This is a genomic window from Xanthomonas sp. NCPPB 1132, assembly GCF_056629235.1.
Window position 1 is genome coordinate 1,851,397 of sequence record NZ_CM152819.1, and the last position, 25,425, is coordinate 1,876,821.

The 25,425-nt window shown below is 69.5% G+C and carries 29 protein-coding genes; 4 read left to right on the forward strand and 25 right to left on the reverse strand.

All coding sequences use genetic code 11. The features are described 5' to 3' along the window. Positions 1-104: 104 nt before the first annotated feature. From AC1G9L_RS07775 to mgtE, 6 genes are all read right to left on the reverse strand, one after another. Entirely contained in the window at positions 105-1,076 is a 972-nt protein-coding gene (locus AC1G9L_RS07775; protein WP_481070616.1) for an IS110 family RNA-guided transposase, read from the reverse strand. A 317-nt stretch (positions 1,077-1,393) separates the two neighbouring features. Further along, positions 1,394-2,662: an arsenic transporter gene (locus AC1G9L_RS07780; RefSeq protein WP_041500366.1), complete on the reverse strand. Its 1,269-nt coding sequence runs from the start codon at positions 2,660-2,662 to the stop codon at positions 1,394-1,396. 259 nt (positions 2,663-2,921) lie between these two features. Beyond that, positions 2,922-3,374, reverse strand: a complete 453-nt coding sequence (locus AC1G9L_RS07785; RefSeq protein WP_481070617.1) for a hypothetical protein — start codon at positions 3,372-3,374, stop codon at positions 2,922-2,924. 313 nt (positions 3,375-3,687) lie between these two features. Further along, the gene (locus tag AC1G9L_RS07790; RefSeq protein WP_481070618.1) at positions 3,688-4,428 is read right to left on the reverse strand and encodes a tetratricopeptide repeat protein; all 741 of its coding nucleotides are present in this window, start codon (positions 4,426-4,428) and stop codon (positions 3,688-3,690) included. Between the two features lie 92 nt (positions 4,429-4,520). After that, positions 4,521-5,339: a carboxylesterase family protein gene (locus AC1G9L_RS07795; protein ID WP_481070619.1), complete on the reverse strand. Its 819-nt coding sequence runs from the start codon at positions 5,337-5,339 to the stop codon at positions 4,521-4,523. A gap of 177 nt (positions 5,340-5,516) precedes the next feature. Further along, a complete protein-coding gene (gene mgtE / locus AC1G9L_RS07800; RefSeq protein WP_010344112.1) occupies positions 5,517-6,875 on the reverse strand; it encodes a magnesium transporter in 1,359 nt (452 codons plus the stop codon). A gap of 437 nt (positions 6,876-7,312) precedes the next feature. Between mgtE and AC1G9L_RS07805 the strand changes: the two genes are divergently transcribed. Then, complete coding sequence (locus AC1G9L_RS07805; protein WP_481070620.1) at positions 7,313-8,236, forward strand: IS110 family RNA-guided transposase; 924 nt, start codon at positions 7,313-7,315, stop codon at positions 8,234-8,236. 195 nt (positions 8,237-8,431) lie between these two features. Here the strand turns inward: AC1G9L_RS07805 and ptsP are convergent, their stop codons facing one another. The 13 genes from ptsP to AC1G9L_RS07870 all read right to left on the reverse strand — a co-directional run bounded on the left by ptsP (position 8,432) and on the right by AC1G9L_RS07870 (position 18,657). After that, complete coding sequence (ptsP, locus tag AC1G9L_RS07810) at positions 8,432-10,138, reverse strand: phosphoenolpyruvate--protein phosphotransferase (RefSeq protein WP_481070621.1); 1,707 nt, start codon at positions 10,136-10,138, stop codon at positions 8,432-8,434. A gap of 58 nt (positions 10,139-10,196) precedes the next feature. Beyond that, on the reverse strand, positions 10,197-10,466 hold the full coding sequence (locus AC1G9L_RS07815) for an HPr family phosphocarrier protein (protein WP_010344110.1): 270 nt from the start codon (positions 10,464-10,466) through the stop codon (positions 10,197-10,199). Beyond that, positions 10,459-10,851 (reverse strand): PTS sugar transporter subunit IIA, encoded by a 393-nt coding sequence (locus AC1G9L_RS07820; protein ID WP_010344109.1) that lies wholly within the window; start codon positions 10,849-10,851, stop codon positions 10,459-10,461. Before AC1G9L_RS07820 ends, AC1G9L_RS07815 begins: the two co-directional genes overlap by 8 nt. Before the next feature lie 152 nt (positions 10,852-11,003). After that, positions 11,004-11,882, reverse strand: coding sequence for an RNase adapter RapZ (rapZ, locus tag AC1G9L_RS07825; RefSeq protein ID WP_019799413.1), 879 nt, complete (start codon positions 11,880-11,882; stop codon positions 11,004-11,006). Then, entirely contained in the window at positions 11,879-12,829 is a 951-nt protein-coding gene (gene hprK / locus AC1G9L_RS07830; RefSeq protein ID WP_010344107.1) for an HPr(Ser) kinase/phosphatase, read from the reverse strand. Before hprK ends, rapZ begins: the two co-directional genes overlap by 4 nt. Continuing rightward, a complete protein-coding gene (locus AC1G9L_RS07835; RefSeq protein WP_010344106.1) occupies positions 12,826-13,278 on the reverse strand; it encodes a PTS sugar transporter subunit IIA in 453 nt (150 codons plus the stop codon). Before AC1G9L_RS07835 ends, hprK begins: the two co-directional genes overlap by 4 nt. Positions 13,279-13,299: 21 nt before the next feature. Further along, positions 13,300-13,617 (reverse strand): ribosome hibernation-promoting factor, HPF/YfiA family, encoded by a 318-nt coding sequence (gene hpf / locus AC1G9L_RS07840; RefSeq protein ID WP_010344105.1) that lies wholly within the window; start codon positions 13,615-13,617, stop codon positions 13,300-13,302. Positions 13,618-13,667: 50 nt separating this feature from the next. Then, entirely contained in the window at positions 13,668-15,131 is a 1,464-nt protein-coding gene (locus tag AC1G9L_RS07845; protein ID WP_019799411.1) for an RNA polymerase factor sigma-54, read from the reverse strand. A gap of 43 nt (positions 15,132-15,174) precedes the next feature. Further along, positions 15,175-15,894 carry an LPS export ABC transporter ATP-binding protein gene (lptB, locus tag AC1G9L_RS07850; protein ID WP_019799410.1) on the reverse strand — a complete coding sequence of 240 codons (720 nt, stop codon included), beginning with the start codon at positions 15,892-15,894 and terminating at the stop codon, positions 15,175-15,177. Next, a complete protein-coding gene (lptA, locus tag AC1G9L_RS07855) occupies positions 15,894-16,478 on the reverse strand; it encodes a lipopolysaccharide transport periplasmic protein LptA (RefSeq protein WP_029562261.1) in 585 nt (194 codons plus the stop codon). The genes lptB and lptA overlap by 1 nt, the downstream gene beginning before the upstream one ends. Continuing rightward, the gene (gene lptC, locus AC1G9L_RS07860) at positions 16,456-17,022 is read right to left on the reverse strand and encodes an LPS export ABC transporter periplasmic protein LptC (RefSeq protein WP_019799409.1); all 567 of its coding nucleotides are present in this window, start codon (positions 17,020-17,022) and stop codon (positions 16,456-16,458) included. The genes lptA and lptC overlap by 23 nt, the downstream gene beginning before the upstream one ends. Further along, positions 17,019-17,567, reverse strand: coding sequence for a KdsC family phosphatase (locus AC1G9L_RS07865; protein WP_017910666.1), 549 nt, complete (start codon positions 17,565-17,567; stop codon positions 17,019-17,021). Before AC1G9L_RS07865 ends, lptC begins: the two co-directional genes overlap by 4 nt. An 88-nt stretch (positions 17,568-17,655) precedes the next feature. Beyond that, positions 17,656-18,657, reverse strand: a complete 1,002-nt coding sequence (locus AC1G9L_RS07870) for a KpsF/GutQ family sugar-phosphate isomerase (protein WP_481070622.1) — start codon at positions 18,655-18,657, stop codon at positions 17,656-17,658. A 52-nt stretch (positions 18,658-18,709) separates the two neighbouring features. Here AC1G9L_RS07870 and AC1G9L_RS07875 point away from each other — a divergent pair, with 52 nt between their 5' ends. From AC1G9L_RS07875 to AC1G9L_RS07885, 3 genes are read left to right on the forward strand one after another with little or no spacing between them, the layout of a single operon-like run. After that, positions 18,710-18,952 carry a BolA family protein gene (locus tag AC1G9L_RS07875; protein WP_019799407.1) on the forward strand — a complete coding sequence of 81 codons (243 nt, stop codon included), beginning with the start codon at positions 18,710-18,712 and terminating at the stop codon, positions 18,950-18,952. 45 nt (positions 18,953-18,997) lie between these two features. Then, positions 18,998-20,272, forward strand: a complete 1,275-nt coding sequence (gene murA / locus AC1G9L_RS07880; protein WP_019799406.1) for a UDP-N-acetylglucosamine 1-carboxyvinyltransferase — start codon at positions 18,998-19,000, stop codon at positions 20,270-20,272. Next, entirely contained in the window at positions 20,269-20,583 is a 315-nt protein-coding gene (locus AC1G9L_RS07885) for a hypothetical protein (RefSeq protein WP_019799405.1), read from the forward strand. Before murA ends, AC1G9L_RS07885 begins: the two co-directional genes overlap by 4 nt. A 419-nt stretch (positions 20,584-21,002) precedes the next feature. On the opposite strand, the gene AC1G9L_RS07890 is transcribed toward AC1G9L_RS07885, so the two are convergent. The 6 genes from AC1G9L_RS07890 to purM form a co-directional block, all read right to left on the reverse strand. Next, complete coding sequence (locus AC1G9L_RS07890; RefSeq protein ID WP_010344095.1) at positions 21,003-21,686, reverse strand: DUF3108 domain-containing protein; 684 nt, start codon at positions 21,684-21,686, stop codon at positions 21,003-21,005. Positions 21,687-21,688: 2 nt separating this feature from the next. Further along, positions 21,689-22,543 carry a DUF3108 domain-containing protein gene (locus AC1G9L_RS07895; protein WP_481070623.1) on the reverse strand — a complete coding sequence of 285 codons (855 nt, stop codon included), beginning with the start codon at positions 22,541-22,543 and terminating at the stop codon, positions 21,689-21,691. Positions 22,544-22,606: 63 nt separating this feature from the next. After that, on the reverse strand, positions 22,607-23,260 hold the full coding sequence (gene purN, locus AC1G9L_RS07900; protein WP_481070624.1) for a phosphoribosylglycinamide formyltransferase: 654 nt from the start codon (positions 23,258-23,260) through the stop codon (positions 22,607-22,609). Beyond that, positions 23,257-23,703 (reverse strand): hypothetical protein, encoded by a 447-nt coding sequence (locus AC1G9L_RS07905; protein ID WP_481070625.1) that lies wholly within the window; start codon positions 23,701-23,703, stop codon positions 23,257-23,259. Before AC1G9L_RS07905 ends, purN begins: the two co-directional genes overlap by 4 nt. An 8-nt stretch (positions 23,704-23,711) precedes the next feature. After that, positions 23,712-24,341, reverse strand: a complete 630-nt coding sequence (locus tag AC1G9L_RS07910; RefSeq protein ID WP_019800412.1) for a DUF2238 domain-containing protein — start codon at positions 24,339-24,341, stop codon at positions 23,712-23,714. A 5-nt stretch (positions 24,342-24,346) separates the two neighbouring features. After that, positions 24,347-25,405: a phosphoribosylformylglycinamidine cyclo-ligase gene (gene purM / locus AC1G9L_RS07915; protein ID WP_481070626.1), complete on the reverse strand. Its 1,059-nt coding sequence runs from the start codon at positions 25,403-25,405 to the stop codon at positions 24,347-24,349. Between the last annotated feature and the right edge of the window lie 20 nt (positions 25,406-25,425).

Sequence of the window (25,425 nt, forward strand, 5' to 3'; positions counted from 1 at the left end):
AGCAACCGCGGCAGGTGTCGCGGTAAGGCCTGTCGCGGCTGAAGCCGCTCCTGCGACGGCACCGACAGCTCGCGGACCTGCCCTTGTAGATACCGTCTTACCCCCTAGCAGGCAAGGCCCCTTTTCGGGTCGAACGCCGTGCCCGATTTGAGAACCCCGTAGGCCAGGTGCAGCAGCTTGCGCATGGCAGCGCACACGATCTGCTTGCCGGCTTTGCCGCGTTCGCTCAGCCGCTGTTTCAGCGTCCGGATGATCGGGTTGTGGGTCATGGCCACCAGGGCCGGCATGAACAGGCCCGCGCGCAGGCGGGGCGAGCCGGTGCGCGAGATGCAGACGTGGCCTTTGCGCTCGCCCGATTCCTGCAGGCACGGATTCAGGCCCGCGAAGGCGGTTACCGCCGCGGCATCGGCGAAGCGCCTCACATCGCCAAGCTCGGCCAGCATCAAGGCCGCGCTGGTGTCGGCAATGCCCTGGATGCTCACCAGCAGCTCGCGCTGCCCACGCAAGGTCGGATCCTGGTCGATATGGTCATCGATGGCCTGCTCGATCTGGGCGATGTGGTGTTGCAGATCGGCCAGATGGACCTGGATCGAGTCCTTCACCTGGGCCGGAGCGACCTCCAGCCGGTTGCGCTCCATCTGCAGCATCTGTTGCAGGTCCTGGCGCCGGCGCACCAGCGCTTTGAGCTGCTTGAGCGCCGGCGGATCAGGGGACCAACGGCGCAACTGCTCGCGATGACGCAGGGCATAACTGGCGATCAGCTTGGCATCGCTGCGATCGGTCTTGACCCGGCTGAGCTGGCTGCGTGCGTACGCGGCCGTCTGCGCCGGGTTGAGCACGCACACCCGATAGCCGCGTGCGTGGAGGAACTCGGCCAGCGCCTGGTGGTAGGTGCCGGTGGCCTCCATGGCGATCCAGCTATCGGGCTGCGCATGCGTCTGCAGCCATGCCTGCAGGGTCTGGAAGCCCTTGGCATCGTTGGACAATTTGGCCTTGGTACGGTGCTTGCCATTGGTCAGATCGATGGCCACATCGAAACTGCGTTTGGCGACGTCGATGCCTATGACGGGAGACATACGCGATTCCTCCATCGTGTCAGGGTCATGATCGGCGCTGGGCCCGGTCCTGCCTTGTCGATGCGAGTTCACGCCCGAGGGCGGACTCTGGATACCGTTCGGACACACAAGGGCCAGCATGTGGAGGGCGGAGCCGATCTACGATGCAAGCTCGAAGCTTTAGGAGCGACTGGACCTCCCACACCTCCTCCGATGATCAGTCGGAAGACATGACGCCTGTTTAAGGGCGACATGTCCAGATACAAGGAGCGGCTTCAGCCGCGACGCGCTGCGATGAAAGCCGCCGCGGCCGAATCCACGACGTGCACGCGCGCCGCTCAGCCCAGCAGCAGGCGTGCGCCCAGGGCGCACAGCAGTGCCGGCGGCATCACCAGCGCGCCGACCTTGAGGAAGCGCCAGAAGCCCACGTCCTCGCCTTCGCGGCGGATCGCGGTCAGCCACAGGATGGTCGCCAGCGAGCCGGTGATCGACAGGTTCGGCCCCAGGTCCACGCCGATCAGCAGCGCATCCACCACCAACTGCGGCGGCTGTGCCTGGGCCACGGTGGTGCTGGCGATCAGGCCGGCCGGCAGGTTGTTCATCAGGTTGGAGCCGAACGCCAGCAGGGTGCCGGCGACGCCGGCGGTGGCCTGCGGCGAGTGCGCGGCAGCGTCGGCCAGGGTGCGCGCGAGCAGGCCGATCACGCCGGTGCGCGACAGCGCCTCCACCAGCACGAACAGGCCGGCCACCAGCGGCAGCACCGACCACGACACCGCCTTGGCCATCGGCAGCGGCGACTGCCGGCCGCCCAGGCAGACCACGCCCAGCGTCGCCAGGCCGGCCAGGCAGGTCGGCAGGCCCAGGTCCAGGCCCAGCGCGGAGACGCCGACCAGCAGCACCGCGGTGGCGAGGATGCCGACCAGGGCGAAGGTGCCGCCACGGGTCAGCGGCACCGTGTCCACGCGCGCGGCGCAATGGCCGGTCAGGTCCTTGCGCTCGGCCCAGCGCAGCATCACGAATGTCACGCCGATCGCCAGCAGCGACGGCAGCGCGAACGCGGCCATCCACGCGCCCAGGGTCGGCATCTTGCCGCCGTACAGCACCAGGTTGGCGGGGTTGGAGATCGGCAGCACGAAGCTGGCGGCGTTGGCGATCAGCGCGCAGGCGAACAGCAGCGGCAGCGGCTTGGCGCCGGCCTTGCGCGCGGCCGCGTACACCGCCGGGGTCAGCACCACCGCGGTGGCGTCGTTGGACAGGAACGCGGTGACCACGATGCCGACGCCGAATACCAGGGCGAACAGACGCTGGGTCGAGCCCTTGGCCAGGTTCACCGCATGCATCGCCACCCAATCGAACAGGCCTTCGGCGCGCGCGGTCTCCGACAGCAGCATCATGCCGATCAGGAACAGGTACACGTCCAGGCCCTTGAGCACCGCCTGCCACGCCTCGCCGCCGGGCATCAGCCCCAGCACCATCAGCAGCAGCGCGCCGCCCACCGCCCAGCACGCCTCGGGCAGCTTGAACGGCCGCGCGATCACGCCGGCGGTGGCCAGCGCGCAGATGCTCCAGGTGGCGAGATTGGCCGTATGCGCGACGGGCATGCTCATGCCGCCGCTGCCGTGGCACGGGCGCCGATGCGCGCGCGCGAAGAGGTCGCTGGAACGAGGCAGGGGAGGGCGATGGGGGAGGGAACGGGCATGGGGCGTCGGGCAGCGCAGTCCGAGGGGCGTGCAGGATAGCAGCGGGGCAGGTGCAGGCCGGGCCGACATGGGCGCTCCGGCGCCCGCGGTTTAGCTTGCGTAGACACGCGTCGCCGGGCTGTCCGCACATCCCTGCATGGCAGGGCCGCGCGGCACCGCGGTGCCGCTACCCCAGATGGCGTGCGATCCACCCTTGCACGAACGCCACCGGCCCGGTCCGTGGCGGCGGCGTCAGCCCGGCGCTGCGCACGAAGCCGGTGGCGGCCTGGGCCAGTGCCTGGTTGGCGCGACGCACGGCCTGCTGCGCGGCCGCCTGCTGCTGGCGCAACTGCACCAGGTGCAGCGACGGCCGCCCGGGCGGGGCGAACTTCTGGTCGCGACGCAGCGCATCGGCGGACAGGCGGCTGGCCTGCGCGGCCTGGTGCAGGGCGTCCAGTGCGTCCAGCACCTGCAACAGCCAGCGTCCGCTGTCGCTGAGCTGCAGGGGAGAGGCATCGTGGTCGCATGCCGGCAGCAGCAGCGGTGGAATCGCCGCACCGGGGATCGTCGCCGCACCTGGATCCAGGGCGCGCAGGCGGGCGTGGAAGGCGGTCTGCGATGCGGAAGGAATGGTCGCCATGCCGGCCCTGTGCGCGAAAGCGCGGACTGTACGCGGTTTGGCGCATCGCCGACAGGTGATGGCGTCGCGCGATGGAGACTGTCCTGCGTCACCGCAGGACCGCTGCGCCCTGCCTGCAGCGCCGCGCTCCATGTTTGCCGCGTCGTGCCCGATCGCACCCGCGGTGGTGCTGGCCGCCGACGCATGCCGCGCGTAATGGCAGGCCGAAGTCGACAGGCCTGGCCGTGGCGCATTGGCGCGTACAGATCTGCGTCGTTGTTTGCCGCAGGCGTCTACGAACATGGCGCGATATGCGCGGGAGCGTGGGCGGCGCCTAATGCGGTGGCGACGCTGCTGCCTCCATCCGGTCGAGATACTGCAGTTCGTGCAGGGCGACGGCATTGCCGGGTTCCAGCTCCAGCGACTGCTGCAGGGCCGCGCGGGCGCCGGCCTTGTCCGGCGTGTCGATCAACAGCGAGCCGATGCCGCGCAGCGCGATCGCGCGGCCCGCGCGCGCCCGTGGCGAGACGTCGGCCAGCGCCAGCGCCTGCCGATAACTGGCGAGCGCTTCGTCCGTGCGCCCGAGGTTGCGCAACGCATAGCCGCGTTCGGTATAGGCGGAGAACAGATACGGCCCGAGCGCGATCGCCTGGTCGAGCCATGTCAGCGCCTCCGACCACTGCCGTTGTGCGGCGGCGGCAAAGCCGCGCATTTGCAGCGCGTTGGCGCAACTGAGGTCGATCCATTCGGTCGGCTGGCCGTCGTCATGCGCGGCCATGTAGGCCTCGTACTCGTGCACGTCGGCGACGCTGATCACGCGCAGGCCGGGCCGTTGCCAGCTGCTGCAATGGGCGATGATCCGGTCCAGCAGGGCGATGTCCGCCGCATCCATGCTGTCCAAGCGTGTCTGCAGCGTGGCGATGTCCTTGCGGTACTCCACACCTGGGCGTGCGGTCGCCGCCTTGCCTTGCAGGTAGGTGGTGACCGGCTCGGTCAGCGCCTGTGCCGCCGCGCCCTGGCCGGCGCAGGCCAACAGCGCGCACGCTGTGGCGCGCAGCATCCCCTTGTGTCGCATGCATCCCCCTGCATCGAACGGTGGTGGAAAGTCGCTGTCAGGTAAGCATCCCGGTTACACCAAGGCAAGCGCGCAGCGCATGGCTGCAGCACTCAGTTGTCGGCGGTGGTCGGCGTGGCGGCGTCGCTGCGCTTCTGCGCGAACAGCCACTGCCACATCTTCGGGTCGCGGTAGGTGGCATCCCAGGCGTTGTGGTTGCCCTGCGGGTATTCGGTGTAGCGCACGTCGGCGTCGAGGTTCTTGAACGCACGCACAATCTTGCGGTCGTCGTGCGGCAGCACCACGTCGTCCTGGGCGCCGTGGAAGATCCACACCGGCACGTGCCGCAGGCGCTGCGCCAGCGCGCTGTAGGGATCGGCCAGATAGGCCACCGGCGTCACCACCAGGTACTCGCGGTCCTCGTGCGGGGACAGGATCGCGCCGCAGATCGGCACCAGCGCGGCGAAGCGCTGCGGCTGCTTCAGGGCGATCTCCCAGGTGCCGTAGCCGCCCATCGACATGCCGGTCAGATACGTGCGTTGCGGGTCGCCGTTGAACTCGGCGCTGCTGTCGTCCAGCGCCTGCAGCGCCATGGTCGCGTTGGCACCGTTCCATTCCTCGCTGTCGGGCGCCTGCGGCATCACCACCAGGGCCGGGAAATCAGCCAGGTGGCGGCGCAGGTAGGGGCCCAGGCCGGACGTGGTCTGGTCGCGGCCGTCGTCGCCGCGCTCGCCAGAGCCGTGCAGGAACAGCACCACCGGCACCGGGCCCTGGCGATGCGCCGGCGCCGGCACGAACACCTGGTAGCGGTAGATGCGTCCATCGAGGGTGAGCTGGCGGCTGACAAAGTGGCCGGTGGCCGGGTCGCTGGGCAAACTGCTGCAGCCGACCATCGACAGGCACAGCAGAAGCAGCAACGAACGCATCGACATGGCTGGCCCTCGGGTGGTGAGCCCGCAGTATCGTGGCCTTGGCGTCTTTCCGACAACCCGGACAGCGGCGGCGGACATGCGCCAGTCAGCCGGCGGCCAAGGCGCGTGCCGGCGCGGCGTGCGCGCTGTGCCGGGGTGGTTGCGGCGACGCGTGCAGTCGCCGCGCACGCGCACGTTCTACAGCAGGACCAGGGTGGCCAGGCCGAGGAAGCTGAGGAAGCCCATCACGTCGGTCAGCGTGGTCAGGATCACCCCGCCGGCCAGGGCCGGGTCGAAGCCCAGGCGCTTGAGCGTCAGCGGCACCAGCACGCCGCCCAGCGCGGCGGTGAGCAGGTTGATGGTCAGGGCCGAGCCGATCACCAGCGACAGCAGCGGCTGCTTGAACCACAGCAGCACGATCAGGCCCAGGCCGATGCCGAGCGCCAGGCCGTTGATCAGCGCCACCGACAGCTCCTTGCGCAGCAGCACGATCACGTTGGAGGCGCCGATCTGGCCCAGGGCCAGGCCGCGCACCATCAGCGCCAGCACCTGGGTGCCGGCGTTGCCGCCCATGCCGGCCACGATCGGCATCAGCGCGGCCAGCGCCACCAGCTTGGCGATGGTGCCTTCGAACTGGCCGACCACGCTGGAGGCGATGAAGGCGGTGCCGAGGTTGATGGTCAGCCACAGCAGGCGGCGCCGGAACGCGCGCCGCACCGGGCTGAACAGGTCTTCGTCCTCGTCCAGGCCGGCCGCGCTCATCGCCTGGTGCTCGGCCTGGTCGCGGATGATGTCGACCACGTCGTCGATGGTGATGCGGCCGAGCAGGATGTTGTTGTCGTCCACCACCGGCGCGGAGATCCAGTCGTGGTCGGAGAACTGCCGCGCGACCTCGTCGGCGCCTTCGCCGACGTCGATCGCCGGCTGCTCGTCGTCGATCAGCCGGTTGATCGGGGTGGAATCCTCGTGGGTCACCAGCGCCGCCAGCGACACCCGCCCCAGATACTGGTGGCGGCGGCTGACCACGAACAGGTGGTCGGTGTGGTCCGGCAGTTCGCCGCGCAGGCGCAGGTAGCGCAGCACCACATCGACATTGACGTCGGCGCGCACGGTGACCACGTCCGGGTTCATCAGGCGCCCGGCGCTGTCCTCGGGATACGACAGTACCTGCTCGAGCCGCTCGCGGTTCTCGCGGTCCATCGACTTGAGCACTTCGTCGATGACCGTGTCCGGCAGGTCCTCGACCAGGTTGGCGAGGTCGTCGATGTCCAGGTCTTCGACCGCGGCGACGATTTCGTCCGGGTCCATGTCCGCGAGCAGGCTCTCGCGCACTTCCTCGCCGACGTGGACCAGCACCTCGCCGTCGTCCTCCGGATCGACCAGCCCCCACACCACCTCGCGCTTGCCCGGCGGCAACGACTCCAGCAGGTTGCCGATCTCGGCCGGTGCCAGCGTATTGACCAGGCGCCGCACCGGGCCCAGGCGCCCGCTGTCCAGCGCATCGGACAGCATGCGCAGCTGCCGCGCGGTCTTGTCGTGGCGGACGGCGTCGGCCATGCGCTGCTCCCTTTGGGTGAGGCCGCGCTCCGGAGAAACGCGGTCGGTCAGATGTTCATCCCAACATTATCGCCTGCATGTTGCGGGAAGCACAGTGGACGGCCGGGATTGGGGAGTCGGGATTGGGGATTCGCGGGTTTCCGCACCCGGACGTCTGCGCATGTAGGAGCGGCTTCAGCCGCGACGGCATTCCCGGGAAGGCCCATCGCGGCTGAAGCCGCTTGTGTCAAATAAGGGTCTATCGTTGCAGGTGAGAGCGGAGTGCGGCAGGCCGTTTAGCCGCAGTGCCAGCAAGCACGAGTAGGAGTCAGCGCCGCCGCACTCCGGTTCTCCTGCCTGACAAGCCCGAACAGTTGCCCGAGTGACGAGCTCGAACTCCACAAGCATGGGCATCGGCAGGAGCGCTCTCGTCCATAAGTCTACTGCGGAGAACGTCTATGCGACGCCATGTCGGGATCGATGTATCCAAGGCCGAACTGGTCATTCATGTCCTGCCGGACGAGCAGACCTGGACCCAACCCAATACGCCACAGGGGCAGCGTGCGCTGGCCCAGCGCCTGGCCGAGCTGGGCTGCGAGCGGATCGTGCTGGAAGCCAGTGGCGGCTACGAACATGCCGTGCTGCAAGTGTTGCGGCAGGCCGACCTGCCCGTGGTGCGGATGCCTGCCGATCGTCCGCGCAAGCTCGCCCAGGCCTTGGGCCTGCATGCCAAGACCGATGCCCTGGACGCGCGCCTGCTGGCCATCGCCGCCCAGCACATCCCGACCACCCCCACGCCCGTGGTGCCCGGGCACCAGCAGTCTCTTCGCGAACTGCTGGACCTGCGTGCCACCCTGGTGAGCCAGCGTGATGTCCATCGGCGGCGCCTGGAGCACATCACCAGCGCCAAGGTGCAACACCGCTGCCGAGAGGTGATCGCCCTGCTGAACCAGCAGATCCAGACGTTGACGCAGGAGATCGAGCGGCAGGGCAAGACCTGCTCAAGCCTACCCAAGGTGCCTGGGCTCGGGACGATCCTGCGCGCGGTTCTGGCCGCGCGGCTGCCAGAGCTGGGCACGCTGCCGCCACGCAAGCTCGCTGCCCTGGTCGGGCTGGCCCCGTTCAATCACGACAGCGGTTGCTGGAAAGGCCAGCGCCGCATCAAAGGCGGACGTGCCGACGTGCGGCGCGTGCTGTACATGGCCACCTGGGCCAGCATCCGCGCCAAATCCCCCTTGGCCAACACTTACGCGCGCCTGCGCGCAGCGGGCAAGCCGGCCAAGGTCGCCATCGTCGCCTGCATGCACAAGTTCCTGCGCTGGCTCAATGCCATCGCGCGCGATCAGGCCTCGTACGCTCCTCCTGCCATCGCAGGTGCATGACAGTTGACTCCTACAGAAAATCGATAGGTTTCTTGACGAGAGAGCGCTGTGCTCGCAGAGACCAAGCCGCGCGCCTTTCAGAAAATCGCTTGCCTGCGATCAAAGGAAGGACATCCTGCCCAATCCCCAATCCCCAATCCCCAATCCCGAATCCCGAATCCCGAATCCCGAATCCCGAATCCCGAATCCCGGCTCTCAAGCCAGCCAACGCTCGATGCCCTTGCGGTCGCGGGCCTGCAGCAGTTTGGCGCCGCGCTGGCGCAGGGCCTGCAGGTCGGTGTCGCGGATCACCTGGCGCACTTCCAGCATCGTCGCTGGGTGCAGGCTGAACTCGCGCAACCCCAGCGCCAGCAGCATCGGCGTCAGCGCCGGGTCGCCGGCGATCTCGCCGCACACCGCCACCGGTTTGCCGTGGGCCTGGCCGGTGGCGATCACCTGCGCGATCAGGCGCAGCACCGCCGGATGCAGCGGCGAATACAGCTCGGCCACCGCCTCGTTGTTGCGGTCGGCGGCAAGCAGGTACTGCACCAGGTCGTTGGTGCCGATCGACAGGAAGTCGATGACGTCGATGAAGGTGTCCAGCGCGAGCGCCGCCGCCGGTACCTCGATCATCGCGCCGAGTTGCACCTGCTCGGCGATGGCATGGCCATCGCGGCGCAACTGCGCGGCGATGCGCTTGAGGTGGCGGCGCATCGCCAGCAGTTCCTCGCGCGCGCTGACCATCGGCACCAGCACCCGCACCGGCCCGTACGCGGAGGCGCGCAGCAGCGCACGCAACTGCGTGTCGGAGACCTTGGGCCGGGCCAGCGACAGGCGCACGCCGCGCAGTCCCAGTGCCGGGTTTTCTTCATTGCTCATGGTCAGGCCGGTGCGATCGGCCTTGTCCGCGCCCAGGTCCAGGGTGCGGATGGTGACCGGCCGCCCGCTCATGCCCAGCACCGCGTCGCGGTAGGTGTGGAACTGTTCTTCCTCGTCGGGCAGGGCGTCGCGCTGCAGGAACAGGAATTCGGTGCGGTACAGGCCCAGGCCGTCGGCGCCCAGTGCATGCGCGCGGGTGACGTCGTCGCGCGACTCGGCGTTGGCCAGCAAGGTGATGTCCACGCCGTCGCGGGTGCGGCTGGGCTTGGAGCGCAGCTTGCTCAGGCCGCGCTGCAGTCTGGCCTGCTCGCGTACGCGGCTGCGGTAGTCGCGCAGGTCGTCCGGAGTCGGGTCGACCAGCACCGCGCCCTGGGTGCCGTCGACGATCAGCACGTCGCCGTCGTTGATCTTCTGCAGCGCGTCGGCGACGCCGACCACCAGGGGCAGATGCAGGCTGCGCGCCAGGATCGCGCTGTGCGACAAGGTGCTGCCGGCGCTGGTGACGATGCCGACCACGCCCTGCGCCTGCAGTTGCGCCAGCTCCGACGGTGCCACGTTCTCGCACACCAGGATCTCGCCGGCCAGGCCTTCGCTGTCCGGTTGGCGTTTCTGCAGGAACGCATGGATCCGCCCGATCACATGGTCCAGATCGTCCATGCGGCTCTTGAGGTAGGCGTCCTCCATGTCGTCGAACACGGTCGCCAGGCGGTCGCGCTGCAGGCGCAGCGCGTAGTCGGCGCTGTAGCGGCCGGTGCGGATCAGTTCGTCCAGGCCGTGCAGCAGTTCGGGGTCGTCGAGCAGCAGCGCGTGCAGGTCGAGGAATTCGCCGACCTCCTTGGCCAGGGCGCCGTGCAAGCGCTGGCGCAGGCCGTGCATCTCCTCGCGCGCGGCGTCCACCGCGCGGTGCAGGCGATCGAGTTCCTCGGGGATCTGTGCGGCGGCTATGCGTTGCTCGGCCACCTCCAGCGCATGCGGCAGGCGCACCCGCGCCCGGCCCAGGGCATTGCCGCGCGAGGCGCCATGGCCGGCGATGCGCACGCTCACCGCGCGTGCCCCGTGCGGCAGCACCGCGTCCCTGCCTGCGGCCGCCGGCGGCGCATGCTCAGCTGTCCTCGTCGAAGCGCCGCTCGAACAGGTCGACCACGGCCTTGAGCGCCTCGGCTTCGTCGGCGCCGTCCACCCGCACCGTTACCGGCGTGCCTTGCGCGGCGGCCAGCAGCATCACGCCCATGATGCTCTTGGCGTTGACCTCGCGGCCCTTGGCCGCCAGCGTGGCATTGCAGCGGAACGAGGACAGCGTCTGCACCAGCTTGGCGGTGGCGCGGGCGTGCAGGCCGAGGCGGTTGGAGACCAGCAGTTCGCGTTCAAGCATCGTCGATCACCACGCCGTTGCGCGAGCCGGCGGCGGCGGTCGCGGGCAACTGCTCCAGTCCTTGTTCGGGGTAGTTCATGATCCGCAGCAGCATCGGCAGGCTCAGCGCCGAAACGCGCCGCACCGGCGTGCCCAGGCGCGCCAGCCGCGCGGCAAGGTTGCTCGGGCTGGCCCCGTACAGATCCGTCACCACCAGCACGCCATCGCCATCGTCCACCCGCCGCAACGCCGCAGACGCCTGCGGCAGCAGCGCGTCGAGGTCGGCATCGAACGGCACGTCGAACGCTTCGGTTTTCAGCGGCAATTGCCGCAACAGCCGGGTCGCCACGCTCAGCAGCGCGGCGCCGATCCCAGGGTGGGTGATGAGAAGAATGCCACAGGCCATGGGAGAACGTTAACAGGTCAGGCAGGGCGCAGGGAATGCCTGTGGGGAGCTGGGATTGGGGATTCGGGATTGGGGATTCGCAAGAGCCAGAGCAATGCCGCTTTTGCCAATCCCGAATCCCCAATCCCGAATCCCGAATCCCGGCTTTTCGATCAATCCTGCTCGCGATGGAAGGTCGCCACTTCCGGCCAGCCCTGTTCGCGGGCGTGGCGGGCCAGGCGTTCGGCCAGGTAGACAGATCGGTGCTTGCCGCCGGTGCAGCCGAAGGCGATGGTCACGTAGCTGCGGGTGTCGTTGCGCAGCCGCGGCAGCCAGGTGTCGAGGAAGTCGATCAGCTGCGCGGTGTAGCGCTGCACGTCCGGTTGCGCGTCCAGGTACTCGCGCACGCCGCTGTCGCGGCCGGTCATCGGGCGCAGCTCCGGGTCCCAGTGCGGATTCGGCAGCACTCGCGCATCGAACACGAAATCCGCCTCGGCCGGCACCCCGCGCTTGTAGGCGAAGGACTCGAACAGCAGCGACAAGGTGTTCTCGGCGGACAGCGCGAACTCGGTGGTGACCCGCCGGCGCAACTGGTGCACGTTGAGCGTGCTGGTGTCGATCACCGCATCGGCCGCCTCGCGCAGCGGCTCGGTCAGGGCGCGCTCGCGCTCGATCGCCTCCGGCAGCGACAGGCTCTGGTGCGACAGCGGATGACGCCGGCGGGTGTCGGCGTAGCGCTTGATCAGGGCCTCGTCGTTGGCGTCGAAGAACAGCAGCCGCGCATCCAGGCCGAACTGCGCCACCGCCTCGCGCCAGCGCGAGAGCTGGGTCAGGTCGCTGTGGCGGCTGCGCACGTCGATGCCCACCGCCAGCTTGCTCGGGCCGGCGTCCTCGCGCACCAGGCTCTTGACGAAGGCCGGCAGCAGTTCCACCGGCAGGTTGTCGACGCAGTAGTAGTCCAGGTCCTCGAAGGTCTTCAGCGCCACCGACTTGCCGGAGCCGGACAGGCCGCTGACGATGACCAGGGTGGAGGTGTTGGCGCCGGCGGTCATGGATTGCGCCGCTCCAGCAGGTTGCTGTGGCGGGCGATGAACATCGCCGCCGGATCGATGCCCTTGGTGCGCAGGATGTGCAGGCGCGTGGCGGCCTCGGTCAGCACCGCCAGGTTGCGGCCGGGCATCACCGGCAGGGTGATCAGCGGCACGTCCAGGTCCAGCACGTGGCGGGTGCCGGAATCGCCGGTGAGGCGCTCGTAGCCGTGGGGCGTGGGCTCGGTCATGGGCCGGGTCAGGTGCACGATGAGCCGAAGATACTTGTTCTTCTTTACAGCCGTGTCGCCGAACATCTCGCGCACGTTGAGCACGCCCAGCCCGCGCACTTCCAGCAGGTCCTGCAGCAGTTCCGGGCAGGTGCCGTCGAGTACGTCTGGGGCGATCTGGGTGAATTCCGGGGCATCGTCGGCGACCAGGCGGTGGCCGCGGCTGAGCAGTTCCAGCGCCAGCTCGCTCTTGCCCGAACCGGCCTCGCCGGTGATCAGCACGCCGATCGAGTAGATCTCCATGAACACGCCATGCAGGATCACCCGCGGCGCCAGCGTGCGTGCCAGGTGGTAGGAGAGGTGATTGAGCAGTTCGTGGCCGCGCTTGGGCGAGACCCACAGCGGCGTATCGGATTCGTCGGCGGCCGCGCGCAGGTCCTCCGGGCACGACTGGTTCTTGGTGACCACCAGCGCCAGCGGCCGCACCTGCACGATCTTCTCGATGGTCTCCCAGCGCTGGCGCGCGTCCAGCGAGTCCAGCCAGGCCAGCTCCTCGGTGCCGAGGATCTGCACCTTGTTGGGGTAGATGGTGTTGAGGTAGCCGGCCAGCGACGGCCGCCGCGAGACCGCATTGCCGGCCTCCAGCACCCGGTGTTCGCCCTTGTGCCCGGCCAGCCAGCGCAGGCCCAGGCGGTCGCGCTGCTGGTCGAACAGTTCGCGTGCGTCGATGCTGGTGTTCATGCGGCGGCCCGTGGCGCGCCGCCGAGCAGCGCATACAGTGCAGCGGCGTCCGGCGCACTGCGCAGGGCGTCGCGGAATTCCTCGATGGAGAACTGCTCGGCCAGTTCGGACAGCAGCATCAAGTGTTGGTGGGTGTAGTGCGCCGGGACCGCCATGGCGAAGATCAGGTCGACCAGGGTGCCCTGGCCGTCGAAATCGATCGGCTGTTGCAGGCGCAGCAGTGCGCCGCGCGGGGCGTCCAGGTCCGGCGCACGGCCGTGCGGGATGGCGATCCCATGGCCGATGGCGGTGCTGCCGAGCTGCTCGCGCTCGCGCAGGCTGGCGAAGAGTTCATCGGCGCCGGCCTGCTGGCAGGCCAGCAGACCGGCGGCGGTGTGCAGCAGGGTGTCGCGATCGGCGGCCGGAAGCACCTGGGTGCTGACGGCCGCCATCAGATCGGTCAAGGGCATGGCGGCGCAACGTGGGGAGGATCACGCGAGATTGTCGCGCACCTCGGCCGCATGGTGGTCGTGCTTCTTTTCCTTGTGCTTGATGATCAGCCGGTCCAGCTTGTCGGCGAGCAGGTCGATCGCCGCGTACATGGTCTGTGCGCTGGCGTCGGCGTGCAGGGTGCGGCCGGGGACATTGACGGTGGCCTCGACGTGGTGGTCGGGCTTGCGCAGCGCCAGTTGGGCGCGGACCTCGATGGTTTCCTCGTAGTGTCGCTTCAGCCGTTGCAGCTTGGTCTCCACATACTCGCGCAGGGCGGGGGTGACTTCGATCTGCTGGCCGTAGGTCTCGATACGCATCGGATACTCCTTGGTTCGGGTTTCACACCTATGAACCATCGCCGCCGCCGCTAGCCGATTCGAACGCGTTCGTGGGAGGCGGAAATGCTCATGGCCTCACGATACTTCGCCACGGTGCGGCGCGCTACAGGCACGCCGGCACTTTTCAGCAGGTCGGCCAGCTTGGCGTCAGAAAGCGGCTTGCGCGGATTTTCCGCCTCGATCAACCGCCGGATCATCGCCTGGATCGCCGTGCTGGACGCCTCGCCGCCGCTGTCGGTGTCGATGCCCGAGGCGAAGAAGGCGCGCAGCGGGATGGTGCCGCGCGGGGTGCGCACGTACTTGCGGGCGATGGCGCGCGAGATGGTGCTCTCGTGCAGGCCCAGTTCGCCGGCGATCTCGCGAAGGGTCAGCGGCCGCAGCGCCTGTTCGCCGAACTCCAGGAAGCCGGCCTGCTGCTTGAGCAGGCAACGTGTCACCTTGAGCAGGGTCTCGCCGCGCGCCTCCAGGCTCTTCAGCAGCCAGCGCGCTTCCTGCAGTTGCCCGCGCAGGTAGCCGGCGTCGCTTTCGCCGCACTGGCGGATCAGCCGCTCGTAGCCGCGGTGGATGGTGACCTTGGGCTGGGCGTGCGCCGACAGCGCCGCATGCCAGACGCCGCGCTGGCGCCAGACCACGCAGTCCGGCACCACGTAGGTGTCGCTGCCCAGCTCGCCGATCTGCTTGCCCGGGCGCGGGTCCAGCGAGCGCAGCAGCGCGACCGCGGTGTCGACCTCGGCGGCCGGGCGCTTGAGTTCATGGGCCAGCCCGGCCACGCCGCTGCGCGGCAACCGCTCCAGCGGACCGTTGGCGATGATGCGGGCCAGCGCCAGGCCCGGCGTGTCCTCGGGCAGGGTGTCCAACTGCAGGGTCAGGCACTCGCCCAGGCTGCGCGCGGCGATGCCGGCCGGGTCGAAGCGCTGGATCTGGTGCAGCACGGTGAGGATCTCGTCCTCCTCGGCGGCGATGTCCGGGCGCAGGGTCTCGGCGATCGCGGCCAGCGGCTCGCGCAGGTAACCGTCGTCGTCGAGCGCGTCGATCAGCGCCGCGCCGATGCTGCGGTCGCGCGCCGACAGCGGCGACAGGTGCAGCTGCCACAGCAGGTGGTCGATCAGTGTGTCCGGTTCGGCCACGCGCTCGGCCGCGCTGCCGAGGTCGTCGTCGTCGAACGAACCGCCGCTGCCGCCGGCCCAGGCCGGTTCGGCGTCGGTCCAGTCGGCACCGTCGCTGGCCGGCGCGGATTCGCCGCGGTCGCCATCGCCGTCGCTGGGTGTGTCGCCTGCCGCGTGGTCGTGGTCAAGCCCTTGGTCAGCGCCTTCGCTGCGTTCGAACGCGGGTGCGGCGTCCTCGGACCATTCCAGCAGCGGATTGCTCTCCACCGCCTCGGCGATCTCCACCTCCAGCTCGGCGCTGGACATCTGCAACAGCTTGATCGCCTGCCGCAACTGCGGCGTCATGACCAGGTGCTGTCCCAGCGATGTCTGCAGCCGTGCTTTCATGCCTGTACCGAGCGCGGAAGGAGCGTAGCCGGCGCGTGCGCGGTCAGAGCCTGAAGGTTTCCCCGAGGTAGACGCGGCGCACGTCGCTGTTGGCCAGCAGCGCTTCCGGCGCCCCCTGCGCCAACACGCTGCCTTCGTTGAGGATATACGCCCGGTCGCAGATTCCCAAGGTTTCGCGCACGTTGTGGTCGGTGATCAACACGCCGATGCCGCGCTGCTTGAGGTGGGTGACGATGCGCTGGATTTCGCCGACCGAGATCGGGTCGACGCCGGCGAAGGGCTCGTCGAGCAGCATCAGTCGCGGCTTGGCCGCCAGTGCGCGGGCGATCTCGCAGCGACGGCGCTCGCCGCCGGAGAGGCTGGCGCCGAGCTGGTCGGCGACGTGGCTGATCTGCAGTTCGTCCAGCAGCGCCACCAGTTCGCGTTCCTGCCCGGCGGCGTCCAGGTCCTCGCGCAGTTCCAGCACCAGGCGGATGTTGTCGGCGACGCTGAGCTTGCGGAACACCGACGGTTCCTGCGGCAGGTAGCCGACGCCGAGCTTGGCGCGCTTGTACATCGGCAACGCGGTGATGTCGTTGCCGTCGAGCACGATGCGCCCGGCATCGGCGTCGACCAGGCCGACGATCATGTAGAAGCAGGTGGTCTTGCCGGCGCCGTTGGGGCCGAGCAGGCCGACCACTTCGCCGGCTTCCAGGGTCAGTGCGAAGTCGCGCACCACTTCGCGCTGCTTGTAGCGCTTGCGCAGGCCTTCGGCGAGCAGCATCACTGGCCTCCTTGCTTGGCCGGCTTGGCGGGTGCCGCGGCCGGCTTGGCGGCGGGCTTGGCGCCGTTGGCAGGCGTGGCGCCCGGAGCAGCGCCGGCGTTCTTCGGCTGGATCACCGTGTGCACGCGCGTGCCGTCGCCGCCGCCCTGCATGTCGCCGGTCTTGGTGTTGTAGACCATGCGCTGGCCGGCATTGGTGCCCTTGGGCGAGGTCATGCGGTAATTGCCGGTGAGGATCACCGTGTCGGTGGGCACCTTGTAGTCGATGTTGTCGGCGACCGCGTCCATCGGCGAGCCGTCGTCCAGTTCCTGCTTCAGAGTGGCCTGCTTGCCGGTCAGCACGACGCGATCGATGTCGCCGTTCTTGCGGAACAGGTCGGCGGTATCGGCATGGATCTCCAGCGTGCCCTGGATGATGACGACATTGCCGAAGAAACGGACCTTGCCGTCGTCGGCCATCATGTTGCCGTCCTGCGCATCGGACTTGATGTCCATCGGCTGGTTGCGGTCGGTCGACTTGGCCAGCGCCAGGGTCGGCAGCAGCAGGGCGAGCAGGGCGAGCTTAGCGGGCAGCATTCGGTTCATAACGGGACTTGACCTGTGAAAGGAGCTTGTACTGCCGGGATTTCAGGTCGACCTGGAAGCCGACGCCGGTCTGCATCATACCGGGCCGGGTCATCGTGACCGGGTCGGCGGTGCGCGCGCTGTTGGTCTGCGGGAAGACGTCCAGGCTCTGGGTACGGAACGTGGTGGGCGGGATGCTGGGCACCTTGGGGCTGTCGCCGGCGACGTCGCCACGCAGGCGCAGTTCGTCGCCGTTGGCGCTGACCCAGCCGGTCTTGCTGCGCATTTCCCAGTGCTGGCCGTTGGCGTCGGGCAGCAGGAACAGCGGGGTCACGATCGACATCGTCTGGTCGGCGCGGCTGCGCTCCATCTGCGGCGCGCGCAGGGTCATCGCTTCCTTGCCCTGCTTGTCCAGGCTGACGATCTCGAAGTCGCGGGCGATGTAGTCCACGCTGGCTTCGTCGGAAGGATTGCGGCTCGGCTTGCTGCGTTGGTTCCAGGCGGACCAGCCGCTGATCAGCGCCCCGACCAGCAGCAGGCCGCCGAGGGTGGTGCGCCAGTTCATGCGCCGTGCTCCTGCAGCAGTGAGGGGACATGGCCCTGTGCGGCCAGCAGCACGTCGCACAGTTCGCGCGCGGCGCCTTCGCCGCCGCGGGCGCGGGTGGTCCAGTGCACGTGTTCGGCCGTCCAGGGATGCGCGTTGGCCGGGGCGACGGCCAGGCCGACCACGCGGAGCGGCGCCAGGTCGGGCAGGTCGTCGCCCATGAAGCAGACCTGCTCCAGGCCGATGCCGCGCTCGTCGCACAGCGCCTGCACGCCGGCGCGCTTGTCCTTGACCCCGATCTGCACCAGCAGGCCCAGCTCCTGGCCGCGCTTCTCCGCGGCCAGGCTGGGGCGGGCGGTGATCAGCGCCACGTCGATGCCGTGCCGGCGCAACTGCACCAGGCCCTGGCCGTCGAGCACGTTGAAGGCCTTGCTCTCGTTGCCGTCGCGGTCGTAGTACAGGCGGCCGTCGGTCAGTGTGCCGTCGACGTCGAAGCACGCCAGGCGGATCCGGGCGGCGCGGTCGATCAGGTCGGCGGGGAGGTCGGCCAGCGGGGAATAGGGCATGTTCGGGATATCGGGGCGGGGAGGCCGGCTTTCCAGCGGCCAGGGCCAGCGGCGTGGGGCGCCGCGGGCAGTGAACGGGTTCAGTCTGTTAAACCACTCTGGCGCGCAACAGGTCGTGAATGTTGAGCGCGCCGACCGCGCGGCCGGCAGCGTCGACCACGATCAAGCCGTTGATCTGGTGCGTCTCCATCAGCCGGGCGGCCTCGGCGGCGAGCTGGTCGGCGCCGATGGTGCGCGGCTGCCGGGTCATCACCTCGGCGATGCGGGTCTGGCGTACGTCCAGCGCGCTGTCCAGCGCCCGGCGCAGGTCGCCGTCGGTGAACAGCCCGAGCAGGCGGTCGTCGGCGTCCACCACCGCGGTCATGCCCAGGCGCTTGCGGCTCATCTCCACCAGCGCCTCGCTGAGGCTGGCGTCTTCGCGGACCTTGGGCAGTTCGTCGCCGCGGTGCATGACGTCGGTGATGTGCAGCAGCAGGCGGCGGCCGAGGCTGCCGGCCGGGTGCGAGCGGGCGAAGTCGTCGGCGGTGAAACCGCGTGCGTCCAGCAGCGCCACTGCCAGCGCATCGCCCAGCGCCAGCGAGGCGGTGGTGCTGGAGGTCGGCGCCAGGTCCAGCGGGCAGGCCTCGGCCGGCACGCTGACGTCCAGGTGCAGGTCGGCCTCGCGCGCCAGCGTGGACTGCGCACGGCCGGTCATCGCGATCACTGCGTTGCCCTGGCGCTTGAGCACCGGCAGCAGCATCAGGATCTCGTCGGACTCGCCGGAGTAGGACAAGGCCAGGACCACGTCGGCGTCGGTGATCATGCCCAGGTCGCCATGCCCGGCCTCGCCCGGGTGCACGAAGAACGCCGGGGTGCCGGTGGAGGCGAGGGTGGCGGCGATCTTGCGCGCCACGTGGCCGGACTTGCCCATGCCGGTGGCGACCACGCGCCCGCGCGAACCCAGGATCAATCGGCAGGCGGCGGCGAAGTCGGCACCGATGCGCGCGCCGACCGCCGCCAGCGCGGCCTGTTCGATCTCGACCACGCGACGGCCGCTGGCGACCAGGCCGGCGTCGTCGGGCATCGTGGGAGACAGGGGCGATACATCCATGCGGGTGCCGGTCGGAGGGTAGAATGGCCGATCATTTTATTAGGAAAGCCCGGTGGACGCCGAAACCATCCGTAAACTCATCGAGGCCGGCCTGCCGGACGCGCAGGTGCAGGTGCAGGGCGACGACGGCGTGCACTTCGAGGCCACCGTGGTCAGCGCCGCCTTCGCCGGCAAGCTCCCGCTGGCCCGCCACCGCATGGTCTATGCCACCCTGGGCGAACTGATGGGCGGGGCGATCCACGCGCTGGCCCTGACCACCCTGACCCCCGAGCAGGCCGGGCACGCCGCCGGCTGAGCCGCCGCGCCCGTTTTTCCCTTTTTCCCTTCCCCCACGAGACCCATGGCCAAAATCGTAGTGACCGGCGGCAACGCGCTGCACGGTGAAGTGAACATTTCCGGCGCCAAGAACGCCGTGCTGCCGATCCTCTGCGCGACCCTGCTGGCCGATGCGCCGGTGGAGATCACCAACGTGCCGCAACTGCACGACGTGATCACCACGGTGAAGCTGCTCGGCGAGCTGGGCGCGGAAGTCACCATCGACGAAGGCACGCTGGCGCGCGGCAGCGCGATCACCGTCGACCCGCGCAAGGTCGACCAGCACGTCGCCCCGTACGAGCTGGTGCGCACCATGCGCGCCTCGATCCTGGTGCTGGGACCGCTGCTGGCCAAGTTCGGCGCGGCCGAAGTGTCGCTGCCGGGCGGCTGCGCGATCGGTTCGCGGCCGGTCGACCAGCACATCAAGGGCCTGCAGGCGCTGGGCGCGGAGATCAGCGTCGAGAACGGCTACATCAAGGCCAGCAGCAACGGCCGGCTCAAGGGCGGCCGCTACGTGTTCGACATGGTCAGCGTCACCGGCACCGAGAACGTGCTGATGGCCGCGGCCCTGGCCGACGGCACCACTGTGCTGGAAAACGCGGCGATGGAGCCGGAGGTCAGCGACCTGGCCGACTGCCTGAACGCGCTGGGCGCGAAGATCGAAGGCGCCGGCACCTCGCGCATCGTCGTGCACGGCGTGGAGCGCCTGTCCGGCGGTCGCCACGCGGTGCTGCCGGACCGCATCGAGACCGGCACCTTCCTGGTCGCCGCGGCGATGACCGGCGGCAGCGTCACCGTGCGCCGCGCGCGCGCCGACACTCTCGACGCGGTGCTGGACAAGCTCACCGAGGCCGGCGCCAGCATCGAGACCGGCGAGGACTGGATCCGCCTGGACATGCACGGCAAACGCCCGCGCGCGGTCAGCCTGACCACCGCGCCGTATCCGGCGTTCCCCACCGACATGCAGGCGCAGTTCATGGCGCTCAACTGCGTGGCCGACGGCGTCGGCGTGATCAACGAAACGATCTTCGAGAACCGTTTCATGCACGTCAACGAACTGCTGCGGCTGGGCGCGGACATCCAGATCGAAGGGCATACCGCGATCGTGCGCGGCGCCGAGCGGCTCAGCGGCGCGCCGGTGATGGCCACCGACCTGCGCGCCTCGGCCTCGCTGATCCTGGCCGGCCTGGTCGCCGACGGCGACACCACCATCGACCGCATCTACCACCTGGACCGGGGGTACGAGAACATCGAGGAGAAGCTGGGGGCGCTGGGCGCGTCCATCCGGCGCGTCGCATGATCCTCAGCGGCCGCTTCAGCCGCCGGCGCAAGGTGTTGCTGGCGATCGTGGTGGTGCTGCTGGCCTGGGTGGGCTATGCCTGGTACACCGGCATCGCCATCACCCAGGGCATCGAGGAGCGCGACATGGACTGGAACGGCGACGGCCAGGTCACCCGCGACGAGATCTGGCAGTCGTTCTACGCGGTCGGCGTCAGCCGCACCCACAATGGCCCGCGCGAGTGCAGCACGTTCTACTGGCGCAGCACCGGCGCGCAGATCCGCGTGGATTGCCGCACTACCTTCAAGGCCGCGCCGGCGGAGAAGAAGTAACGGCGTGGGGCAGGGCGCCGCCTAGGTGGCGCCCGCGTGGGGAGTGCTGTAGAGAAAGGCCCGTCGGTCGTCACGGTCCATGTGCCGTGGATAGGAGTCGACGCGCGCCGCTTGGGGTCTGCTGCAAGTCGCCAACTGGTTTCCGCAAGACGATTCGCATCCGCGCGTCGGGGCTGAAGCCCCTCCCACATGGGAAACACCACGGGCAGGGAATTGCTATTGCGATTTCCGCCGAATCCCAAATCCCAAATCCCGAATCCCGGCTCAGCGCGTCGCGGCTGAAGCCGCTCCTACATGGGAAAAACCCGGGCGGGGAAGCCGCCGTTGCGATTCCCCAATCCCAGCCCTCACACGGGAACGATCACGCCCAGGGAACCGCTTTCACGATTTCCCAATCCCCATTCCCCAATCCCGGCCCTTCAGCGCAACGCCTTGATCGTCAGGTCCAGCGCGTCCTGGCCGTTCTCGCGCTGCAGGATGCGCACCGGCACCGGCATGTCCGGCACGATCCAGGCCACGATTTCCTTGGAGCCGTCGGTGCGGCTGACCTTGGTCGCCTGTTCGGTCTTGCCGTTGACGGTGACCGCTTCCTTGCCGGCGATGCGGTAGGTCATCGGCTTGGCGCGGCCCTCGTCGACCATGCGGTAGCTCGGGGTCTTGCCGGCGTTGACGTCGCGCGCGATCGCCAGGTTGATCAGCAGCGCGTCCATGTCGCCCGGCTGCAGCTTCACCGGGCCGCGGCGGTCGGCCTTGAGGTCGCCGCCCCAGGTCGCCTGGCCGGTGCTCCAGTCGTAGTTGGCGGTCACCGCCTTCTTCTTGATCAGGAACACCGAGCGGTCGTCGCTGCTGAGCGGACGCAACTGCCCGCCCTTCTCCTCGAACACGGTGCTCTGGCTGAGGTCGGCGACCTGGTTCTTGATCGCCAGGCTGTAGCGCCAGCGGTCGCCGCCTTGCTTGGCCAGGGTCATCACGCCGTTGGCCTGCATGCCCATGTAGCTGGCCTGGTAGTCCGCGGTGAACGGCTCCAGGGCCAGGGCGGGCAGGCTGGCGGTGGCCAGCAGGGCGGCGGCGAGGGCGGTCAGCGGGCGGGCGATGCGGGTCATGGTCAGGCTCCTTGGTATTCGGTCAGGCGCAGGTCGATGCGGTCTTCGCCGTCTTCGCGCTGCAGGATGCGCACCGGCGTCGGCACGCCGTTGGCGATCCACAGGATGGTCTCATTGCGGCCGCCGTTGGTGCGCGACACCCGCAATGCGTCGTAGCTGATGTCGCCGACCTGCACGGTCTCGGTCTGGTCGGCGGCGCGGTACACATGTTCGCGTACCCGGCCGACGTCGACGAACCGATAGGTCATGGTCTTGCCGGGTTGCGCGTCGCGCATCAGCGAGAGGTTGAGCAGCAGCGCGCTCTGGTCGCCGGGCTGCAGCGGGATCGGCGCCTGCCGGTCCTTCTTCAGGTCGCCGTCCCAGCGCGCCACGCCCTGCTTCCAGTCGTACACCCCGGTGACCTTCTTGCCGAAGAACACCGCCTTCTTGACCGTGCTCTGGCTCTGCGGGACGTAGCGGCCGTCCTGCACGGTGAACACCGTGCTCTGCTCGATGTTCAGGCCGAGGATGCTGGCGAAGCCGCTGCGGCCGTGCACGCCCAGGTCGACCCGCCACTGGTCGCCGCCGGTATGCACCACGTCCATGCGCGCGTCGCCGGCCGGCTTGCCCTTGTACAGGGCGTCGTAGGTGGCGACGAAGGGCTGCAGCGGCGGCGGCGTCCAGGCCTCCGCCGGCAGCGCCGGCGCCGCTGCGGAAGCTGGCGCGGGTGAGCCGGTGGCAGGCGTCGTGGGTGCGGGAGCGGTCTGCGGCGCCGGCTGCGCGGCGGGCGCCGGCGCGACCTGTGCGCCGACGATGGGCGCCAGCAGGCCGAGGCCGGACGCGACGAGGAGGGCGAACGGACGCGGAGCGAGCTTCATGGGATCGGCTGGCGTGAGCGGGAGGGAAGAGGGGAGGGGCCGCGGACAGGTGCGGCAGCGCATTCAGGGAAGCAGCACGTCGTCGCAATCTAGGCGCAGCGGACTAAACCGGCACTGACCGTCCAGCCACACCTTGCCGTCCCGTTCAGCCAGGCGGCCCGCGGCCGCCAGCCGCAGCACGGCGCACAGCAGCCGGTGCTCGCGCGGCAGCAGGCGCCGCGCCAGGTCGTCCGGGCCATCGCCGGCCTGCACCGGCACCCGTACTTGCGCGATCACCGCGCCGGCATCCAGTTCCGGCACCACGAAATGCACGCTGGCGCCGTGCTCTGTGTCGCCGGCCGCCAAGGCCTGGGCGTGGGTGTGCAACCCGCGGTACTTGGGCAGCAGCGAGGGGTGGATGTTGAGCAGGCGTCCGCCGAAGCGCTGCACGATGCCGGCGCCGAGAATGCGCATGTAGCCGGCGCAGACCACCCAGTCCGGCTGCGCCGCGGCGACGGCGTCGCCCAGCGCCTGGTCGAACGCGGCGCGGTCGGGGAAGGTCTTGGGCTGGGCCGCCCAGCGGCGGTCCGGCGCCACCATCGCCAGCGCCGGCGCTTCGGGGCGATCGCCGAACACGCCGACCACCTCGGCATCCAGGGTGCCGGCGGCGATCGCCGCGAGGATGGCCTGCAGGTTGGAGCCGCGGCCGGAGGCGAGCACGGCGAGGCGAAGCGTCATCGGACAGGGTTCCGGAACAGGGCGCCCACCGCGGGGCGTTGCAGCGTCAGCAAGGTGGCAATGCCCAGCGCAGTGCCCAGCGGGAAGCCGAAGCAGGTGATCGCGGCGCCGGCGTAGCACAGCCGCAGCCGGCGACGCTGGCGCAAGGCCTGCGCTACCAGGATGTTGAGGATCAGGGAAAGCAGGATGACGCCCAACAGGAACGACAGCATCGCGATCGCGACGACGCCACCCTGGGCCTCGTCCGGGCTCTGGCCGACGGCGTTGAGCTGCGCCTCCTCGTGCACGCCGTAGGCCAGGACGGCGCCCACCAGCAGCATCGCCACCATCTGCATCCCCGCCATCACGCCATACAAGGTCGACAGGGTGTTCAAGTCGAAGTTGGCGCGCGCCACCTCGGTGTCGGGGTGGCCGCGTGCGGGAAGAGGCGGTGGCAGCGACATCGTCGGTCTCAGCGCGGCGTGGAGGGGAGCGGCGGCGCGGCACGTCGCCATGGACAGGCGCTGGCGCAGCCCAGCGTGGCCAGCAGCATGTCCATGTGCGCATCCCAGGGATCGCCCTGCTGGCCGTTGTAGGACTCGGCCTGCTGCGGCGACAGCAACAGCGCGATCAACCACTCCAGCCATTCGTAGACCAGGCTGGCGCACATGATCGTCATCGTCGCCAGCACGAAGGCCTGCCGCGCCGACAGCGCCGGCCAGCGCTGGCGCGCGTGGTCGCGCAGCGCCGGCGCGAAGCACGCCCCGAACAGCAGGTGGATCAGCCGGTCTGTGTGATTGCGCTGCCAGCCGAACGCCGCGCTCGGCGACCAGCCACCGGTCAGCGCGCGCAGCCACTGGTCGTAGGGCACATTGGAATAGAGCCAGTGCGCGGCGACGTTGTGCACGCTGATGAAGAGGCAGATGGCGGCGAAATGGCCGGTGCGCAGCGGCCAGCGCCGGTCGTGCCAGACCAGCCAGGCTAGGCCCAGCACCGCCAGGGAGCTGTGCATGGCCTGTTCCGCCGGCCACAGCGGCCGCAGCCAACTGGCGGCGAACACCGCCAGCGCCAGCGCCAGCCAGGCGCGCTTGGCCGCCGCCATGCGGCTCAGCCGATGTGGACGCGTTCGCCAGCGTCCGCGGCGGCCACCACCGCGCCGATCTGCCAGTGCGCCAGGCCGAGGGTGTCCAGGCTGCGCTCCAGCGCGGCCACCTGCGCCGGCGCGGCGACCAGCACGAAGCCGATGCCGCAGTTGAAGGTGCGCCACATCTCGCTGTCGGCCACGGCGCCTTCGCGCTGCAGCCACTCGAACACCGGCGGCAGGGTCCAGGCGCTGGCGCGGATGTCCAGGCCCAGGCCCTCCGGGATGACGCGGATGATGTTCTCGGTCAGGCCGCCGCCGGTGATGTGCGCCATGGCGTGGATGCCTTCGCCCTGCTCGCGCAGCAGCGACAGGATCGGCTTGACGTACAGTGCGGTCGGCGCCATCAGCGCGTCGGCCAGGGCCACGCCGCCCACCTGCAGGTCGGCCGGGCGCCCGGCGCGGTCGTAGATGCGGCGGATCAGCGAGTAGCCGTTGGAGTGCGGGCCGGAGGAGGCGATGCCGATCAGCACGTCGCCCTGGCGCACGCGGGCGCCGTCGAGCAGCTGCGACTTCTCCACCGCGCCGACGGTGAAGCCGGCAAGGTCGTACTCGCCCGGCGGGTACATGTCGGGCATTTCCGCGGTCTCGCCGCCGATCAGCGCACAGCCGGCCAGTTCGCAGCCGCGGGCGATGCCGCCGACCACCGCCACGGTGGTCTCCACGTCGAGCTTGCCGGTGGCGAAGTAGTCCAGGAAGAACAGCGGCTCGGCGCCCTGCACCAGCACGTCGTTGACGCACATGCCCACCAGGTCGATGCCGATGGTGTCGTGGCGGCCGAGCTGCTGCGCCAGCTTCAGCTTGGTGCCGACGCCGTCGGTGCCGGACACCAGGACCGGCTCGCGGTACTTGCCGGACAGGTCGAACAGCGCGCCGAAGCCGCCCAGTCCGCCCATCACCTCGGGGCGGAAACTGCGCTTGACCAGGGGCTTGATGCGTTCGACGACGGCATTGCCGGCATCGATGTCGACGCCGGCGTCGCGGTAGGTCAACGGGGCGGCGGCGGGGGGCTGGGAAGTGGTCACGGGCGGCGGGGTCGGCGGAA

Excerpts from the sequence above, each read along its gene's own strand:
- AC1G9L_RS07805 (WP_481070620.1), top strand. The coding sequence starts at position 7,313 with ATGCGACGCCATGTCGGGATCGATGTATCCAAGGCCGAACTGGTCATT.
- AC1G9L_RS07815 (WP_010344110.1), bottom strand. The coding sequence starts at position 10,466 with ATGCTTGAACGCGAACTGCTGGTCTCCAACCGCCTCGGCCTGCACGCC.
- AC1G9L_RS07885 (WP_019799405.1), top strand. The coding sequence starts at position 20,269 with ATGATCCTCAGCGGCCGCTTCAGCCGCCGGCGCAAGGTGTTGCTGGCG.
- lptB (WP_019799410.1), bottom strand. The coding sequence starts at position 15,894 with ATGCTGCTCGCCGAAGGCCTGCGCAAGCGCTACAAGCAGCGCGAAGTG.
- AC1G9L_RS07785 (WP_481070617.1), bottom strand. The coding sequence starts at position 3,374 with ATGGCGACCATTCCTTCCGCATCGCAGACCGCCTTCCACGCCCGCCTG.
- AC1G9L_RS07820 (WP_010344109.1), bottom strand. The coding sequence starts at position 10,851 with ATGGCCTGTGGCATTCTTCTCATCACCCACCCTGGGATCGGCGCCGCG.
- AC1G9L_RS07795 (WP_481070619.1), bottom strand. The coding sequence starts at position 5,339 with ATGTCGATGCGTTCGTTGCTGCTTCTGCTGTGCCTGTCGATGGTCGGC.
- lptA (WP_029562261.1), bottom strand. The coding sequence starts at position 16,478 with ATGAACCGAATGCTGCCCGCTAAGCTCGCCCTGCTCGCCCTGCTGCTG.
- AC1G9L_RS07905 (WP_481070625.1), bottom strand. The coding sequence starts at position 23,703 with ATGTCGCTGCCACCGCCTCTTCCCGCACGCGGCCACCCCGACACCGAG.
- hprK (WP_010344107.1), bottom strand. The coding sequence starts at position 12,829 with ATGAACACCAGCATCGACGCACGCGAACTGTTCGACCAGCAGCGCGAC.
- AC1G9L_RS07845 (WP_019799411.1), bottom strand. The coding sequence starts at position 15,131 with ATGAAAGCACGGCTGCAGACATCGCTGGGACAGCACCTGGTCATGACG.
- AC1G9L_RS07775 (WP_481070616.1), bottom strand. The coding sequence starts at position 1,076 with ATGTCTCCCGTCATAGGCATCGACGTCGCCAAACGCAGTTTCGATGTG.
- AC1G9L_RS07780 (WP_041500366.1), bottom strand. The coding sequence starts at position 2,662 with ATGAGCATGCCCGTCGCGCATACGGCCAATCTCGCCACCTGGAGCATC.
- rapZ (WP_019799413.1), bottom strand. The coding sequence starts at position 11,882 with ATGACCGCCGGCGCCAACACCTCCACCCTGGTCATCGTCAGCGGCCTG.
- AC1G9L_RS07870 (WP_481070622.1), bottom strand. The coding sequence starts at position 18,657 with ATGGATGTATCGCCCCTGTCTCCCACGATGCCCGACGACGCCGGCCTG.
- hpf (WP_010344105.1), bottom strand. The coding sequence starts at position 13,617 with ATGCGTATCGAGACCTACGGCCAGCAGATCGAAGTCACCCCCGCCCTG.
- AC1G9L_RS07835 (WP_010344106.1), bottom strand. The coding sequence starts at position 13,278 with ATGCCCTTGACCGATCTGATGGCGGCCGTCAGCACCCAGGTGCTTCCG.
- murA (WP_019799406.1), top strand. The coding sequence starts at position 18,998 with ATGGCCAAAATCGTAGTGACCGGCGGCAACGCGCTGCACGGTGAAGTG.
- AC1G9L_RS07910 (WP_019800412.1), bottom strand. The coding sequence starts at position 24,341 with ATGGCGGCGGCCAAGCGCGCCTGGCTGGCGCTGGCGCTGGCGGTGTTC.
- AC1G9L_RS07790 (WP_481070618.1), bottom strand. The coding sequence starts at position 4,428 with ATGCGACACAAGGGGATGCTGCGCGCCACAGCGTGCGCGCTGTTGGCC.
- lptC (WP_019799409.1), bottom strand. The coding sequence starts at position 17,022 with ATGAACTGGCGCACCACCCTCGGCGGCCTGCTGCTGGTCGGGGCGCTG.
- AC1G9L_RS07865 (WP_017910666.1), bottom strand. The coding sequence starts at position 17,567 with ATGCCCTATTCCCCGCTGGCCGACCTCCCCGCCGACCTGATCGACCGC.
- AC1G9L_RS07890 (WP_010344095.1), bottom strand. The coding sequence starts at position 21,686 with ATGACCCGCATCGCCCGCCCGCTGACCGCCCTCGCCGCCGCCCTGCTG.
- purN (WP_481070624.1), bottom strand. The coding sequence starts at position 23,260 with ATGACGCTTCGCCTCGCCGTGCTCGCCTCCGGCCGCGGCTCCAACCTG.
- AC1G9L_RS07895 (WP_481070623.1), bottom strand. The coding sequence starts at position 22,543 with ATGAAGCTCGCTCCGCGTCCGTTCGCCCTCCTCGTCGCGTCCGGCCTC.
- mgtE (WP_010344112.1), bottom strand. The coding sequence starts at position 6,875 with ATGGCCGACGCCGTCCGCCACGACAAGACCGCGCGGCAGCTGCGCATG.